The sequence below is a fragment of the Halorarum salinum genome, from assembly GCF_013402875.1.
Classification (GTDB): Archaea; Halobacteriota; Halobacteria; order Halobacteriales; family Haloferacaceae; genus Halorarum; species Halorarum salinum.
In genome coordinates this window covers 1,759,888-1,775,633 of the sequence record NZ_CP058579.1, presented here as the reverse complement: position 1 = coordinate 1,775,633, position 15,746 = coordinate 1,759,888, and the positions used below count along the sequence as shown (strand labels likewise).

Sequence of the window (15,746 nt, the reverse complement as noted above, 5' to 3'; positions counted from 1 at the left end):
CGGCGGCGAACGCCGGACGATGTCCGGCGAACACAGCACGGTCCGGGTGGACGACGTGGAACCGAAGCCGTCGAAGAGTTCCGGGACCGACCACGTCGACCTGGTCGAACGGCTCGGCTGTACGGAGATGCGACCGAAGGTGTGGTACCTCTCGCCCGGCGACGCGATGAGCTACCACCGACAGACCGAACAGGAGGAACTCTACTACGTTCTTCGGGGGCCCGGCCGAATGAAGATCGCGGGGGAACTGCTCGACGTCCAGGAGGGGACGGCGGTCCGCATCCCGCCCGAGACCGACCGACAGGTGCTCAACGACACCGACGGCGAGCACGTCTGGCTCATCGTCGGCGCACCGCCGGCCACCGACGACGGCCGGCCCGCCTCCGGGGACGCCTGACTACGCGAGGAACCGCAGCCCCCAGAGGACGGCCATCCCGACGCTCGGCGTCGGGAGGACCCGCTCGGTGCGCCACGCGACGAGTGTCGCCAACGCCGCCGCGAGGAGGCGCTCGTTGCCCGGCGAGACGGCGTCGAAGTCGCTCTCCCCGTCAGTCGCGGCCGAAGAGCTTCGCCATCGTCTCCTGCTCGGCCCGAACGAACTCCGACTCGCGGTGCTTCTCGTATAGCCGGTCGAGGGTGGCGCCGTCCCGCTGCCGTTCGGCGCTCCACTCGCGGGCGAACGAGCCGTCGTCGATCTCCCGCAGGCGCTCCTCGACGAACGCCTTGAGCGGCTCGTGGTCGAACTCCTCGGCGCGGGAGAGCTGGCCGTACTGGCTCGTCGTCGAGTGGTACGGCAACTGCCCGAGGAACCCTTCCTCGGCCATCAGCTCGAAGATCTCGGCCAGCTCCTTCGAGAGGTAGAGTTCGGACATCACGATCTCGGGCGGGATGCCGTTGGCCACCTCCACCTCGAACTTCGCCCGCATCGCGCCCATCAGCATCGGCACGAGCGCCTGCTCGGAGAGCAGGTCCACTTTCGTCTCCATGTCGAAGGTCCCCTCGACCACGCCGGCGGCGGTCGACCCGATGCCCTTCGCCAGCGCGAGCGCGGTCGCCGTCGCCTCGCCGGTCGCGTCCTGGTTCACCGCGAGGATGCTCGGGAAGCCCTCGCCCGCCTCGTAGAGCGTGCGGACCGACGTGCCGGCCATCCGCGGGGCGACGAGCACGACGTCGACGTCGTCCGGGGGCCGGATGCGGTCGAAGGTGACGTTGTACCCGTGCGAGAAGTAGAGGACGTCGCCCGACGCGAGGTTCGGTTCGATCTTTCCCTCGTACACTTCCGGGGCGACCTCGTCGGGGACGAGCAGGAAGACGACGTCCCCCTCGGCGGCCGCCTCGTCGATGGGGAGGGCGTCGAAGCCGTCCTCGCGGGCGCGTTCGCGGTAGTCGTCCGAACGGTTGCCCACGACCACCTCGACGCCGGAATCACGGAGGTTCAGCGCCTGCGACCGGCCCTGGTTGCCGTAGCCAATCACCGCCACCGTTCGACCGTCGAGGACGGACAGGTCGGCGTCCTCATCGTAGTAGACCCTCGTTTCTGACATCGGCGAGCGGTTCGTTGGCACGGACCAAGACTGTACTGGTCGTCGACGGCTTCCACTCAGTCGAACGCGACGAGGTGTTCCTCCTTCGCGTCCGGGTCGACGCGGTACCCGTGGCCCGGACGGTCCGGGATGAGGACGGTGCCGTCCTCGATGACCGGGGACGGGTCCAGGAGCGGCCCCACGTCGTACTCCGGGATGTACTCGACGACGAAACCGGTCGGCGCGGCGCTGACGAGGTGCGCGCTGACGACGTAGTAGAAGTGCGTCGCCAGCGGCACGCCGTACGTCGCCGCGAGGTCGGCGACGCGCGTCGCTCCGGAGACGCCGCCCGCCCGGATCAGGTCCGGCTGGGCGACCTCCATGCCGCCGCGCTCCAGGAGGCGGACGAACTGCTCGGGGCGGTTCAGCATCTCGCCCGTCGCAAGCGGCGGCCCCGTCGCCTCCGCCACTCGTCGGTGGCCCTCGAGGTCGAACTCCGAGATGGGCTCCTCGACCCAGTCGACGCCGTGTTCGTCCATCGCCTCGACCGTCCCGATCGCCTCCGGCACGGTCCACGCCTGGTTGGCGTCGACGAAGACGTCGGCGTCGGAGCCGACCGCCTCGCGCACCTCGGCGACGCGGCGGGCCTCCTCGGCGGTCGACCTGTCGCCGACCTTCGTCTTGAACGCGGTGAAGCCCTCGTCGGCGAATCCCCCGTGCAGCGCCCGGAGTTCTCCGAGGTCGTGATGGGCGTCCATGCTGGAGGCGTACGCCCGGACGCGGTCGTCGTCGCCGCCGAGGAGCCGGTAGAGCGGCTGCCCGGCGGCCTTCGCCTTGATGTCCCAGCAGGCGACGTCGATGGCGCCCCGGGGCCACGCCGACAGCCCGAGTTCGCCGTAGTAGACGGTTTGCGCCCTGAGCCGCTGGCGAAGTTCCTCCGTGGCGAAGGGGTCGGCGCCGACGACGAGGTCGCGGAACTGCGAGTCGACGAAGCGCTCCAGCAGGTCGGGCGCGAAGCCGAGCGAGTTCATCCACCCCGTCCCGGTGTGCCCCTCCTCGGTCTCCAGTTCCACGACGACGGTGTACATGTCGGTGATCTCGAGCCGCGAGTCGCCGACGACCCGGTCGAGCGGCTGGTGGAGCGTGTAGGTCTCGACGCCGGTGATCTCCATACCCGGCGTGGGACCGTCTTCGGGATAAATCTACGTCCCGCGAGGGGAGCGAAGACAACTTCGTGACCGGCGAGGTGCCCACTGCCGACGGCGGCTGGACGGCGTTCGCGTGGGGAAGCCGGGGTCGGTGAGGATTCAATCGACCTCCGCCGCGACGGCTGGGGAGACGTCCCTGAGAGCCGCCTCGAACGCGTCGACGAGCGCGTCGATCTCGGCGTCGTTGAACGGGACGGTCGAGACCCGCTCCTCGACGTTCCGGGGGATGCCGGAGTTCTTCCGGCCGTCGCCGGTGACGCCGACGAGCACCGTGTCGTGGGTGCCGTGGAACGCGCCGTCGAGTTTGAGGACGTGGTCGTTCCCGGTGTGGGCGATGGCGGCCCGGACGGCGTTCGTCGTCGCCTCCGTACCCGAGTTGGCGAACCGGACCGACTCGACCGAGGGCGTCCGCTCGACGATCCGTTCGGCGAGTCGGGTCGCCTCGCGCGTCGGTGCCGCGAAGCCGTTGCCGCGGGCGAACCGCTCAGTGACCGCCTCGACGACCGCGAGCGGCGCGTGGCCGAGGACCGCCTGCGTGTAGTTGTTGAGGAAGTCGAGCAGCTCCTCGCCGTCGTCAGCGTACACCCCGACGCCTCCTCGACGAACGTCGGGTACGGGTCGAAGTACGTCACCTCGCGCGTGTCGCCGCCGGGCATGACGGCGCCCGCCTCCTCGAACAGCCGCCGCGACTCCGGCGTCCTCCGCTCGTACTCCTCCGTGAGGTCTGACATGCGCGACCAGTTCGCCGAGCGAGCACAAAACAGTGTTCACCGGTACCACTTGCCATGGAATCGGACACGGTTATTAGTCCCCCCGCCGACGTCCGCTCGAATGAACGACGTTACCGTGGACTCGGTGGAGGCGATCGGCGTGTGCGCGCCGACCGACGAGCCGTTCGGCTACGCGCAGGCGTGGGTCGACGAGCGGACCGCGACGCTGGTTCGCGTCGAGGCGAGCGACGGCACCGTCGGGTGGGGCGAGTGCTGGGGGCCCGTCGAGGGGACCGGCGAGGTCGTCGAGTCCGTGCTCGCCCCGCACGTCGTCGACGAGAACCCGCTCGAGGTCGAGCGCCTCTACGACCGCCTCTACGACGTGGGGCGGGCGACGTACCAGACCATCGTTCCCCTGCCGGCGATCAGCGGCCTCGACGTCGCGCTGTGGGACCTCGCGGGGAAACTCCAGGGCGTGTCGACGGCGACGCTGCTCGGCGGCCGGCGGCGCGAGTCGATCCGCCCCTACGCCACCGGCCACTACTTCAAGCCCGTCGACGACCTCGAGGAACAGTACGACCGCATCGTGGCGGAGGCGCGGACGAACGCGAACGAACTCGGCGCGATCAAACTGAAGGTCGGCCTCGAACTGCTCGGCTACGGCCCCCGGGAGGACGTCGAACTCGTCCGCCGCGTCCGGGAGGCAGTCGGCCCGGAGACGACGGTGATGGTCGACGCCAACTACGCCTACGACCGGCGGGACGCCCGCCGGGTCGGCCGCGAACTCGAATCGCTCGACGTGGAGTGGTTCGAGGAGCCGGTCCCGCCGGAGGACATCGAGGGGTACGCGGAGCTACGCGAGGCGCTCGAGGTCCCCGTCGCCGGCGGGGAGTGTCACGCGCCGGCCGAGTTCGACCGCCTGCTGGAGACGCACGCCGTCGACGTCGCCCAGCCGGACGTCTGCATCGTCGGCGGCCTGACGCCGGCCCGCCGCATCGCGCGGCGGGCGCGCGACCACGGGGTCTCGCTCGTGCCGCACGTGTGGGGGACGCCCGTCGGTCTGGGTGCGAGCCTCCAGCTCGTCGCCACGCTCCGGGGCCGGCCGTGGCTGGAGTTCGACCGCTCGTCGAACCCGCTCCGCGAGGAACTGGCCGCGGAACCGTTCGCCGCGGAGGACGGCCGCGTGTCGATCCCGGGCGAACCGGGGCTCGGCGTGGCTCTCGACGCGGACGCGCTCGACCGGTACCGCGCGTAGTTAGATACGGGAGGCGCTCGTAGCCGACGACGTGACCCGCGTGACCGACGTCGACCTGTACGGCGTCCCGAACGAGGAGTCGCTGAACGACGCAACCCAGTCGTTCGACGAACTCGAACTGATCGTCGGCGGCAGCGGCGCCCTCCTGACGACCCCCTGAACGCTGAACCTTATTATCACGGCGGTCCCGACCCACGTATGGCGCCGACTATCACCCGAATCGAATCAACGGAGTTCGGTTACGAACTGGAGGACCGCGGGCCCTACCCCGGCGGTTTCGGGATGGCCTACCACCCGGGCGAGACGACCACCCGCCACCTCTTCGGCGTGCGCGTCCACACCGACGATGGGGTGACAGGCGAGTACGTCGGGGGAAACTCCCCCGGCATGGCGGAGTTGAACATGATCGCCGATTACCTCGTGGGTAGGGACCCGCTTCGCCGGGAGCGCCACTGGAGCGAGTTGAAGCGCGCGCTCCGGAAGTACGACCGGATGGGCATCGGCCCGGTCGACATCGCGCTGTGGGACTTCGCGGGCAAGTACTACGACGCGCCCATCCACGAGCTCCTGGGCACCTACCGGGATCGGCTCCCCGCCTACGCCTCGACGTACGGCGGCGACCGAAACGGCGGGCTGGACTCCCCGGAGGCGTACGCCGACTTCGCCGAGGACTGTCTCGACATGGGGTACCGGGGCTTCAAGATCCACGTCTGGGGTGGCGAGTGGCGTGACACCGAGGAGGTCGTCGACGTGATCCACGCGGTGGGCGAGCGGGTCGGCGACGAGATGGACCTCATGCTCGACCCGGCCTGTCAGCTCGAGACGTTCGCCGACGCGCTGACGGTGGGGAGAGCCTGCGACGAACAGGAGTTCTTCTGGTACGAGGACCCCTATCGGGACGCCGGCATCTCGCAACACGCCCACCGGAAACTCCGTCAGCAACTGACGACGCCGATCCTCCAGACCGAACACGTCCGCGGACTGGAGCCGTTCACCGACTTCGCCGCCACCGAGTCGACGGACTTCCTCCGCGCGGACCCGGAGTATGACGCCGGCATCACGGGCGCGCTGAAACGCGCCAAAGTGGCCGAGGGGTTCGGGCTGGACGTGGAGTTCCACGCTCCGGGTCCGGCCCAGCGGCAGTGCATCGCCGCCATCCGCAACACCAACTACTACGAAATGGCGCTCGTCCACCCGGAGGTCCCGAACACGACGCCGCCGGTGTACACCGGCGGCTACGACGACCAGCTGGAATCCATCGACGACGAGGGATACGTCTCGATCCCGGACGGGCCGGGGCTCGGCGTCACCTACGACTGGGACTACATCGAGGACAACGAGACTGGCCGGCGGACCTACGAGTAGCCGGTACCTAACGTTATGGTGCCCCTCCGGGATGGTTGGGTACGATGGCGGACCCCTGTCTCTCGTCGGCCGAGTCGCTCGCGCGACGCATCCGCGACGGATCGCTCTCGCCCGTCGAGGTGGTCGAGGCGCACCTCGACCGCATCGACGACCGCGACGGGGAACTGAACGCCTACGTTGAGGTGCTCGACGACCAGGCGCGCAGGGCGGCCGCGGACGCCGAACGCGCGGTCGAATCTGGCGCCGACCTGGGACCCCTGCACGGCGTTCCCGTCGCCGTCAAGGACCTCCAGAACGTCGCCGGCGTTCCGACGACGTTCGGCTCGAAGCCGATGACGGACTTCGTCGCCGAGGAGAACGACCTGTTCGTCGACCGGTTGCTCGACGCCGGCGCCATCGTCCTGGGCAAGACAAACACCCCCGAGTACGGCCACAAGGGGACGACCGACAACCTCGTCGTCGGCCCTACCGGGACGCCGTTCGACGCCTCGAAGAACGCTGGCGGGTCCTCGGGCGGGAGCGCCGCCGCCGTCGCCGCGGGGCTGGCGCCGCTCGCACAGGGGTCCGACGGCGGCGGGTCCATCCGCATCCCGTCGGCGTTCTGCGGCGTCTTCGGCGTCAAACCCACCTACCGCCGCATCGCTCGCCCGGCGAGGCCGAACGCGTTCACGCACACGCCCTTCTCGCAACTCGGCCCCCACGCTCGGACGGTGCGCGACGCGGCCCTGCTGTTGGACGTCATGGCCGGCCCGCACCCGGAGGACCCGATGGTCCTGCCCGAGTCGGACGACGACTACCTCGCGGCGACGACCCGCGGCATCGAGGGCCTCTCGGTCGCGTACAGTCCGAACCTCGGCGTCTTTCCGGTCGAGGAGACGGTGACCGACATCGTCGACGACGCGCTGTCGGCCTTCGAGCGGGCGGGCGCGGACGTCGTCGACGTCGAACTCGACTACGACGGCCGGACGCGCGAGGAGATGGAGGACGCGTGGCTCGCCGGCTTCCGGACCAACTTCGGCGCGCTCGCGGAGGACAGGAAGGCGCTCGGCGTCGACTACCGCGGCGAGGACCGGGCGGACGCGACGCGGACGTTCGTGGAGGCGGCCGACGCCGGGGCCGCGATGAGCGCCGTCGACTACCAGCGCGCCGACAACGTCCGTACCGACGTCTTCCTCGGCGTCCAGGACGTGTTCGAGGAGCACGACCTGCTCGTCGCGCCGACCCTCGCCGTCGAATCGATCGACAACGCCGGCGACGACGAGGGGAACACCGTCGGCCCGAGCGAGTTGAACGGCGAACCCGTCGACCCGCTCATCGGCTGGTGTCTGACGTACCCGTTCAACATGACGGGCCACCCGGTGGCGAACGTCCCGGCGGGCCTGACCGCGGCCGGGATGCCCGTCGGCATGCAGGTGGCCGGCCCACGCTTTGCCGACGAGCGGGTACTGGCCGCGACCGCCGCCGTCGAGCGGACTCGCCCGTGGAACGACGCGTACGACACGCTCTGACCCTCGCGGTCGTCGCGAAGGTCGATGAGGATCGGTCGTGATTCGCTCGCATGGTCAGAAAGGGACGTGGCCGTCGAAGGATGCCCGACTCCGGAGCAACGACGTAACCGAGGGTCCCGAGCGGGCGCCACACCGGTCGACGTTCCGCGCGATGGGGTACGACGACGAGGACCTCGCCTCACCGAGGCGCGGTTCGTCGCGCTCGCCTGCCCGCTGAACGAGGCGACCCACCACCTGTTCGACGCCGCGGCGTTCGAGGCGATGCGTGGGGACGCCCACCTCCTCAACGTCGCCCGTGGCGCGGCGGTCGACGAGGAGGCGCTGGTCGAGGCGCTCGACGCGGGCGAGATCTCCGGCGCCGGCCTCGACGTGTTCGAGGCGGAACCGCTCCCGGAGGACTCGCCGCTCTGGGACGTGGACGAGGTGATCGTCACCCCGCACCGTGTGGGTTCGGACAGGGAGTACTGGCGCGGGGTCGCGGCCATCGTCCGCGGGAACGTGGACCGGATTCGTGAGGGTGGGGAGATGACGAACTGCGTGGTGTGAGCAGCGGAATCGCGACGACTTCCCCGGGAAACGCCGATCGTCGCCCGCGGCGACCCCGTCAGCGATCCGGGCGACGGTCTCGAACGTGGATTCCCGACCGGCGTTCGTTGAGTTCCCCGACCGGTTGCCTTAATAACTCGCTGCGGGACTAGCCCACTATCAGGTGACACGGCCAACGTGAACGAATCCCTCGGCCGTCGGGAGCGGTACCAGCGCCTCGCCATCGGGATCGCCGCCGCGGCGAACAAGGGACGAGTCGTCCTGATGGGGACGGTGATGTCCGTCTACATCGGGCAGGTCGGGTCGCCCTTCGCGGTGAGTCTCGTGTTCACCGTCTACTGGTTCGGGCTGATGGTCTTCTCGCCCGTCGCGGGGGCGATCGCCGACGTGACCGGCCGCCGCCGGGCGGTACTCGTCGGGACGGCGACGCTCTCGACGCTCACAGTCGTCCCGTTGACCGTCGTCGACGGCGTGTGGGGGCCGCTCGCGTTCCGCGGCCTGTTCGCCGTCTTCGCCGCCGGGTTCCTGCCCGTCATGCTCACCATCGTGAGCGAACGGGGCGGCAGCGAGGGACGCGGCCAGTCGCTCGGCTTCTTCAACAGCACGCAGGCCATCGGGTTCACGCTGGCGCAGTTCTTCGCCGGCGTCCTCCTCGGCCTGGTCGCGCCGTGGGCGGTCTACCTGGTCGTCGCCGCGGTCAGCGGGAGCGTCGCCGTCGCCGCCGTGTTCGTCCGCGACACGACGCCGGCCACGGGTGGGACGCCGACGCTCTCCGAGCTGGCCATCGAGGTCAAGACGCGACTGTTCCCGGCCAAGCGGGACCGCCAACACCTGGACCGAAACGGCCTGAAGTGGCTCTACGCGGCCGTCCTCCTGCGGAACATGACCGTGCTCGGCACGTCCAGTCTCCTGCCCATCTACCTCGTGAGCGAGGTGGGTGTCTCGGAGTTCGTGATGGGGGTCCTCCTGGCGATCAACCCCGCGGCGCAGATGTTCTTCATGTACCTGTTCGGCCACGTCGCCGACACCTCCGGGCGGAAGCCACTCGTCGTGTACGGGATGGCCGGCGCGGGCGTCCACGCGCTCATCGTCGCCGCCGCCGTCGTCCCCGACTCGGTGCTGGTCCGGGCGGTCCTCATCGGCGCCTCGTTCCTCGTGCTGGCGGCGGCGTTCTCCTCGGAGACGACGGGCACCTACGCGTTCATCGGCGACGTCTCGCCCGACGAACGGGAGTCGGAACTGATGGGGTTGCACTCGACGGCCCGCGGCCTCGGGGGCGCCGCCGGGCCCGCGCTCATCGGCAGCCTGGCGACGCTGTTCAGTTACGAGACGGCGTTCGCCTCGGGGAGCGTGCTCGCGATCGCCGCCACGGCGCTGGTCGCGCACTTCCTCGTCGAGAGTTACCCGTCGGCCCGGCCACGTGGCGGCGTTCCCGCCGAGGACTGACCGACGGGACGACCGCCTGGAGTACTCGCCGGTCCGGCGCCCGCCCGGCGCACGCTCCCCCGGCACCCATGTAGGTCATCGCCCGATACACGAGGGTGGACGCGGAGGCACTGCGGGAACGGGCGACCGCCTCGAACCCCCGGTGTATGACCTGGAGGAACCGCTCTGGACGGCCGAGGATCCGGTCACCGAGTGCATTGGCTTCGGATACGTCGAGGAGGAGGCGTTCGGGAACCTCGTCAGCGCCGTCACCCGATACGAGAACGGGCCCGGCGAGAGAGGGTACCGGAAGCTCCCGGGGGAGGTCGTCCGCCGAACCGACGTGGACGAAGGACTCATCGAGGCGGTGAAACGCGTCTTCGGTCGCGGCTAACCGTCGGCACGTTCCACCTCGCTCGACCATCGAGGCCGGAGACCGGACGAACCGAGCGACCGGCTATGGGTCGAGGCCGATACCCAAGACGACGAAGGAGAGCGACTTCCCGTGGCCGTCCATCCGGAGGGGCCTCGTGACGCCGCCGGCCAGCGCGAACGTCCGCTCCGCGAGACGCTCGAAGGCGAGATGATCGAGGTCAGGCACGGCGGCGTCGTCGGCCTCGTAGGCGACGTCGACGGATTCGGGGTCGAGCGTGACGTGGATCAATCGGTCGCCCATGGGGAGGGACCAGTCGGCCGTCGTGATCCCGTCGAAGCACGTCCCGAGCGCGAGCACGACGTCCGCCCGGTCGAGGACGCGCCTCCCAGCTGGGGGAAGTGTGACCCCGTGACGCCCAGGAATCGGGGATCGTCCTCGGGAAGACGCCCTCCCCTTGTACGGGACGGCCACGGGTGCATCGAGGTCGTCGCCGAGGCCGCGGACCGCCTCGACCCCGCCCGGCGAGCGCCGTGCGCCCCCGCCGACGTGGGCGACTGGACGCTCGGCGTCCGCGAGCAATGCCGTCGCCAACGTCCCCCGCTACGGCGAGGACGAGGTGTCGGACCACACGCCTGTGCTGACCTCGCGCTGGAACGTGGCCTGATGCCGTAAGCTGGAGAGACGGGGGCGCGACGGTGGAACCACCGGAGGACGACCGCGAACGTCCACGATTACGGACGTTCGACGCGGACGCCTTCGGCCGGGTGAAGGAGACGGCGCCGTTCGTCGATCTCACGCGCGGCGGCCGCGCCGTCGAGGGTGGCCTCGTAACGGCGCTCGACGGGGGAACGGCGACAGTCGTACCGTAGTGACGAACGTTCGAAAAGCGGCGCCCGTTCGCCCGCAGAGAGGGAATCGATACGAAGCTACGGTATTTCACTGGTTATTCCACGGTAGTGAAGTGTCACAGCGTTTGAGTTGTCGAATCTTCATTCCTGTGCGGTTTGATATCATGGCACACCGTCTCCGGCGATTCCCGGGATCACAGCGGGTGACGGTGCGAGGGTGACGCGGGACGGACGTCCCGCCTGGGATTACAATCATATGCTCGTAACGATGTCGGTTCGTCGACCGGCGACGGGACGCGACCACGATTCCCGCGCCCGACGGTCCATCGGCCCCGAATCGGCCACGCAGGAACGCAGGTCGCTTCGTTCGACGATGGGGCACGTCGAATCACGCCGAAACCTGGGTGAACGGGTTCGACGTGTCTTCGGGCGGGGAACGCGCCCCGGAGGGAGACGTTCTCACGCCGCTGACGTCGTTCAGTTCCGGGGAACGGCCGGTGGCCGCGACGACGACCGGCAGTGGATGCTCGAGCGGCGACGCCACGACCGCGGAACTCGCGCGAGAACGACGGCACCCTCCCGGACGAGGTGGCGGTTACTCGTAGACGTGGACGCTGCCAGTGGCGTTCGTCCCGATGTAGTCCCAGTCGTACTCGACGCCGAGGCCGGGGCCGTCCGGGACTGGAACCGTCCCGTCCGTGTCGATCGCGTCGAACATGTCGGAGTAGTCGCCCCGGTACACCGGCGGCTGGGTGTTCTGCGCCTCCGGGTGGACGAGTGCCATTTCGTAGTAGTTGGTGTTGCGGATGGCGGCGATGCACTGCCGCTGGGCCGGACCCGGAGCGTGGAACTCCACGTCCAGCCCGAACCCCTCGGCCACTTTGGCGCGTTTCAGCGCGCCCGTGATGCCGGCGTCATACTCCGGGTCCGCGCGGAGGAAGTCGGTCGCGCCGTTCGCCACGAAGTCAGTGTGCGGTTCGAGTCCCCGGACGTGTTCCGTCCGAAGCAGGGGAGTGTCGACGAGTTCGCGGAGTTTCGCGTGCCCGTGTTGGGAGATGCCGGCGTCCCGATACGGGTCCTCGAGCCAGAGGTAGTCGTACTCGTCGCAGGCGCGGCCGATCTTCAGCGCGTCCGCGAACGTCTCCGGCTCGCAGGCGGGGTCGACCATCAGGTCCATCTCGGCGCCGACGCGCTCGCCGACGGCCCGCACGGTCTCCGCCTCGCGGTTCACGTCCCTTGCGCCGTCGCTCCCGCCCCAGACGTGGATCTTGAAGCCCCGGTACCCCATGTCGAGACAGTCCTCGGCGAAGTCGGCGAACGCGTCCGGCGAGTCCAGCCCGCCGTTTCGGTCGCCGCCGTACGTCGAGGCGTAGGCGGGGAGCCGATCCCGGTAGGTGCCCAGGAGCTCGTGGACGGGCGCGTCGTAGTACTTGCCCGCGAGGTCCCACAGCGCGATGTCGACCGGGCCGATGCCCATCCGGTCGTACTTGCGCAGCGCCCGGTTGATGTTGCTCCAGTGGCGCTCCCGGCGAAGCGGGTCCCTACCCACGAGGTAGTTCGCGACCGTGTTGATCTGGGCGGCCGCGGGGGAGTTCCCGCCGACGTACTCGCCCGTCACCCCCTCGTCGGTGTGGACCCTCAGCGCGAACGACTTCCGCTCGGTCGTCTCCCCGGATCGTACATCAGGTTGAACCCGTTCCCGTCCGTCCCCACGTCCTCGATCGGGTACCGGAACTCGGTGCTCTCGATGGGGGCGATCGCAGATCCCATGACTCCGCCGTCAGGGTGAGCCGTATTAAACGCTGGTACGCGCCGGGTGCGTGCCCGTGGCGAGGCTCACCGAACGGACTCGGCCGCCGGGCGTCGAACGGTTGGACCGGGACGGTCCACGAGATCCGGTTCGTCCGACGGGTGTCCTCGGGACGTCCCTCCCCGACGACCCGACGCTGCCCCCCGCCGTCCGTCCGCGCCGGTCCGAGGCGGGATGTCGGCCGGTCGGCCGACGATTCCTTTTATGCCGTACGACTGTGTGATAACGTCGCACGAAGCCGGGGGGATCCCGTCTGACGGCAAAGGAACCCCTCGTCTTACGCCGGTGCGTCTGTAATGACGTTCTACCGACGTTGCGCCGGGACGGCGTCCGGACGCCGTCCCGGGGATTTTGGAGGAAAACGGCCGTCTCGACGTGAATCCCTTCCCGCTGTCGCCGAGAGACGTCGTCTAACCGACTACTCGTCCGTCGTTTCGTGGTGACGGTTCCACGGACGGATGTTGGCTCGATCCGGCCCTTCCTTTCGTGATCATCAACTTTACTTTCGTGAATCGAATAGAACGGGGGTTCGGGAACCGCACGTCGGCTGAATGGGCGTTCACTCCTCTCGAACGCTCCGTCATGTCGGACCACGTCGACCCGTTCCGTCGTCCGACGGTTTCCGGGGGCGGACCGTGTCCCGATCTCGGGGATTTCCTCGACGGTCGTCCCCCTTTCCGGGTCGTGCGTACGCATCAACGATCGGGACGCGCCAGGGGAGACGGATCGGAAGCCGCGTGCGACGTCGTCGCACGCACTCTGGGAGGGGCGAAATCCGACCGCCGTTCGACGGCCCCGTCTTCGAACCCCCCTCGGGACGGCGACCGGGGTCCGCCGTCCGAACGCCGTCGGTTCCCCGGGGATCCCGATTCGTCGGGACCGTCGGCGGCGATCGTCGCACGGAATCAGGAAGGGGGCCGGAACCCAGCCCCGAGCAGGCGACCGACGCCGGCGCGCAGTGCGACGCGTGCCGGCTGACCCGCCCTCTCAGCACAGCACCGCGAGCCTCGACACGGCGATCCGACTCCCGAGGGATTCGGGCGGTCTGCGCGAACGGGGTCTGCGACGGGGAGCGATCCCGACGATCCGTCCGCGGCTCAGTCCTCTCCGGCCTCCATCACGGGTTCCGTCCCGCAGAACGCGGGTCGCAGGTCGCCGCCGGAACGGGACGTCTGAACGTGCATCCCGGCAGTCACACGCGCGTGGCTGCCGGGAGCGACGAGGCCAGGGGAAGGTCGAGGACCTGCTAGCCCGCCACGGGGGTTCCGGCCAAGGAGACGAGCGTTCGCCGGATGGCCGGCGAACGCTCCTTCGCGGAAGGGACGCGAGCATGGGGTGATCAGCCGGTGCGGGACGTCGTCGAGTACGGCGAAACGGCGACGCACGAATCCGGACTCGCGGTGGTCGACGCCCACTCACAGTTCGCCGAGGCGGCGACCGCGCTCGCGGCAGCGGGTGCTCAAGTGATCGTCCACGTCACCGACGAAGGCGTTCCCACGGGCCACCCGGTCGCACCCGTCGTGAAGGTCACTGGCAACGGGGCGACCCACGAGGCGCTCGAGACCGACATGGACGTCGACGCGACGGCCACGTCGGCGTCGGAGTTACTCGAGTACGTCGTTCGGGTCCCGTGCGGCGGCCAGTCCTGCGCGGAGCGCCACGGCTTGAGCGACTTCGCGATCACTCGCGTCGGGCCGTCGACGTAACGGCTGGCCTGCATTCCGGCCGACATTTCGCGTCGGGTTCACGACCGGGAACCGAACGGCGACTGGAATCCCTGTTCGGTGGCTCCGGGGGACGGAGTCTGTCGAAAAACCGTTCGTTCTCGATACTAACTGTAATTCATATATGTTTATCTCATTTACATTCCGACGGACGGCCGGGTGTGTCGAACTGGACTGCACAGTATTTGTCCCGCGACCCGTAAAATAGTTCGAAGCAGCGATATACGTGGGAAAATCCCGCAGTACCAGGGCGTTTCCGAGCGTTTCGGACGAACCGTTCCCCGATCTGCACCTCGTAGGCTCCGATCCGAGAACGTGGCGTTTCATCACCGAAAACGTGATTCCCGAGTGAACACCGCCGGGACCCATCGCAGTTCCGATTATTCCATTCTACTGTGCTTTCGGGTTAACAGTCATCTAACGTATCTTTCGATCCATCGGATCACCTCGGCACGGACCCCGTCCCGTGGGTACGATGCGGAAGGCGACTCGTGCACTTCTCGTGGATCGACAGCGATCGACTCGGGCGACCGGAGTCGATGGGATTGAAACCCCGACCGCGCGAACCCGAAACATGGTCAGACGCAGCGTCCTCTTCTCGCCGGGCGACCGCCCGGCGCTCATGCGGAAGGCACCCGGCGCGGGCGCGGACACGATCGTCTTCGACCTCGAGGACGCCGTCGCTCCCGCCCGGAAGGCGGAGGCGCGGGCGGCCGTCCGCGACGTCCTGGCGGACCCGACGTTCGACCCCGACGCCGAGGTGTGCGTCCGCGTCACCGGCGCCGACACGTACCGTGACCTGGAGGCGCTGGCCGACGAGGGGCCGGGGAACTTCGACGCCGTGATGCTCCCGAAGGCCGGGTCCGCCGACCGGGTCGACCACCTCGAGAATCAGCTCCGGGAACACGACTGTCGCGTTCCCGTGCTCGCGCTGGTGGAGACCGCGCGGGGCGTTCTGAACGCCGCGGCGATCGCGGACGCGGGGGCGACCGACGCCCTCCTGTTCGGCGCGGAGGACCTCTCGGCCGACCTCGGCGCGACGCGCACCCGGGAGGGGACCGAGGTGCTGTACGCCCGCGAGAAGGTCGTCGTCGCGGCCGCCGCCGCCGGCGTCGACGCGATCGACACGGTGTACACGGAGTTCGAGGACGCGGCGGGGCTCCGCGAGGAGACCCGGTTCGCGAGGGGGCTGGGCTACGACGGGAAGATGGCCATCCACCCCGCGCAGGTGCCGGTCGTCAACGGGGCGTTCACCCCGGACGAGTCGGAGCGGGAGTGGGCCGAGACGGTCCTGTCCGCCCGCGAGGAGGCCGCCGCCGAGGACCGCGGCGTCTTCGAGGTGGACGGCGAGATGATCGACGCACCGCTGATCGCGCGCGCGGAGCGGATCCGCGAGTACGCCCGGCTCGCGGTCGAGCGGGACGGCGGGGACGAGAACTGAGCGGGGA

Annotated in this window: 16 protein-coding genes and 1 pseudogene; 11 read left to right on the top strand and 6 right to left on the bottom strand. The window is 69.3% G+C overall.

Annotated elements, in window-relative coordinates; translation table 11 throughout:
• Positions 1–19: 19 nt before the first annotated feature.
• A complete protein-coding gene (locus HUG12_RS08545; RefSeq protein WP_179268358.1) occupies positions 20–397 on the top strand; it encodes a cupin domain-containing protein in 378 nt (125 codons plus the stop codon).
• Here the strand turns inward: HUG12_RS08545 and HUG12_RS22030 are convergent, their stop codons facing one another.
• The 4 genes from HUG12_RS22030 to HUG12_RS08525 all read right to left on the bottom strand — a co-directional run bounded on the left by HUG12_RS22030 (position 398) and on the right by HUG12_RS08525 (position 3,316).
• A complete protein-coding gene (locus HUG12_RS22030; protein ID WP_179268357.1) occupies positions 398–490 on the bottom strand; it encodes a hypothetical protein in 93 nt (30 codons plus the stop codon). It lies immediately after the preceding gene.
• A gap of 58 nt (positions 491–548) precedes the next feature.
• Positions 549–1,544, bottom strand: a complete 996-nt coding sequence (gene ilvC, locus HUG12_RS08535) for a ketol-acid reductoisomerase (protein ID WP_179268356.1) — start codon at positions 1,542–1,544, stop codon at positions 549–551.
• A 56-nt stretch (positions 1,545–1,600) separates the two neighbouring features.
• Positions 1,601–2,695, bottom strand: a complete 1,095-nt coding sequence (locus tag HUG12_RS08530; RefSeq protein ID WP_179268355.1) for a mandelate racemase/muconate lactonizing enzyme family protein — start codon at positions 2,693–2,695, stop codon at positions 1,601–1,603.
• A gap of 135 nt (positions 2,696–2,830) precedes the next feature.
• Positions 2,831–3,316, bottom strand: coding sequence for an aminotransferase class III-fold pyridoxal phosphate-dependent enzyme (locus HUG12_RS08525; protein ID WP_218836426.1), 486 nt, complete (start codon positions 3,314–3,316; stop codon positions 2,831–2,833).
• Between the two features lie 246 nt (positions 3,317–3,562).
• Here HUG12_RS08525 and HUG12_RS08520 point away from each other — a divergent pair, with 246 nt between their 5' ends.
• The 7 genes from HUG12_RS08520 to HUG12_RS08495 all read left to right on the top strand — a co-directional run bounded on the left by HUG12_RS08520 (position 3,563) and on the right by HUG12_RS08495 (position 9,934).
• Entirely contained in the window at positions 3,563–4,696 is a 1,134-nt protein-coding gene (locus HUG12_RS08520; RefSeq protein ID WP_179268354.1) for a mandelate racemase/muconate lactonizing enzyme family protein, read from the top strand.
• Positions 4,697–4,727: 31 nt separating this feature from the next.
• Complete coding sequence (locus HUG12_RS21855) at positions 4,728–4,856, top strand: hypothetical protein (protein ID WP_281362336.1); 129 nt, start codon at positions 4,728–4,730, stop codon at positions 4,854–4,856.
• A 38-nt stretch (positions 4,857–4,894) separates the two neighbouring features.
• On the top strand, positions 4,895–6,061 hold the full coding sequence (locus tag HUG12_RS08515) for an enolase C-terminal domain-like protein (RefSeq protein ID WP_179268353.1): 1,167 nt from the start codon (positions 4,895–4,897) through the stop codon (positions 6,059–6,061).
• A 44-nt stretch (positions 6,062–6,105) separates the two neighbouring features.
• Positions 6,106–7,569, top strand: a complete 1,464-nt coding sequence (locus HUG12_RS08510; RefSeq protein WP_179268352.1) for an amidase — start codon at positions 6,106–6,108, stop codon at positions 7,567–7,569.
• A gap of 213 nt (positions 7,570–7,782) precedes the next feature.
• A complete protein-coding gene (locus tag HUG12_RS08505; protein WP_345777008.1) occupies positions 7,783–8,115 on the top strand; it encodes an NAD(P)-dependent oxidoreductase in 333 nt (110 codons plus the stop codon).
• Positions 8,116–8,292: 177 nt separating this feature from the next.
• Complete coding sequence (locus tag HUG12_RS08500; RefSeq protein WP_246308162.1) at positions 8,293–9,561, top strand: MFS transporter; 1,269 nt, start codon at positions 8,293–8,295, stop codon at positions 9,559–9,561.
• 142 nt (positions 9,562–9,703) lie between these two features.
• Positions 9,704–9,934, top strand: a complete 231-nt coding sequence (locus HUG12_RS08495) for a hypothetical protein (protein WP_179268350.1) — start codon at positions 9,704–9,706, stop codon at positions 9,932–9,934.
• Positions 9,935–9,997: 63 nt separating this feature from the next.
• On the opposite strand, the gene HUG12_RS08490 is transcribed toward HUG12_RS08495, so the two are convergent.
• Positions 9,998–10,507, bottom strand: coding sequence for a hypothetical protein (locus tag HUG12_RS08490; protein WP_179268349.1), 510 nt, complete (start codon positions 10,505–10,507; stop codon positions 9,998–10,000).
• Between the two features lie 104 nt (positions 10,508–10,611).
• Between HUG12_RS08490 and HUG12_RS08485 the strand changes: the two genes are divergently transcribed.
• Positions 10,612–10,785, top strand: coding sequence for a hypothetical protein (locus HUG12_RS08485; protein ID WP_179268348.1), 174 nt, complete (start codon positions 10,612–10,614; stop codon positions 10,783–10,785).
• A gap of 574 nt (positions 10,786–11,359) precedes the next feature.
• Here HUG12_RS08485 and HUG12_RS08480 read toward each other — a convergent pair.
• Positions 11,360–12,534 (bottom strand): annotated as a pseudogene (locus HUG12_RS08480) (enolase C-terminal domain-like protein).
• 1,386 nt (positions 12,535–13,920) lie between these two features.
• Between HUG12_RS08480 and HUG12_RS08475 the strand changes: the two are divergent.
• Positions 13,921–14,280, top strand: coding sequence for a UxaA family hydrolase (locus HUG12_RS08475; RefSeq protein ID WP_246308161.1), 360 nt, complete (start codon positions 13,921–13,923; stop codon positions 14,278–14,280).
• Between the two features lie 592 nt (positions 14,281–14,872).
• Complete coding sequence (locus HUG12_RS08470) at positions 14,873–15,739, top strand: HpcH/HpaI aldolase/citrate lyase family protein (protein WP_179268346.1); 867 nt, start codon at positions 14,873–14,875, stop codon at positions 15,737–15,739.
• The last annotated feature ends 7 nt before the right edge of the window (positions 15,740–15,746 follow it).

Coding starts and splice junctions, on each gene's coding strand:
- HUG12_RS08545 (WP_179268358.1), top strand. CDS start 20: ATGTCCGGCGAACACAGCACGGTCCGGGTGGACGACGTGGAACCGAAG.
- ilvC (WP_179268356.1), bottom strand. CDS start 1,544: ATGTCAGAAACGAGGGTCTACTACGATGAGGACGCCGACCTGTCCGTC.
- HUG12_RS08530 (WP_179268355.1), bottom strand. CDS start 2,695: ATGGAGATCACCGGCGTCGAGACCTACACGCTCCACCAGCCGCTCGAC.
- HUG12_RS08520 (WP_179268354.1), top strand. CDS start 3,563: ATGAACGACGTTACCGTGGACTCGGTGGAGGCGATCGGCGTGTGCGCG.
- HUG12_RS08515 (WP_179268353.1), top strand. CDS start 4,895: ATGGCGCCGACTATCACCCGAATCGAATCAACGGAGTTCGGTTACGAA.
- HUG12_RS08510 (WP_179268352.1), top strand. CDS start 6,106: ATGGCGGACCCCTGTCTCTCGTCGGCCGAGTCGCTCGCGCGACGCATC.
- HUG12_RS08470 (WP_179268346.1), top strand. CDS start 14,873: ATGGTCAGACGCAGCGTCCTCTTCTCGCCGGGCGACCGCCCGGCGCTC.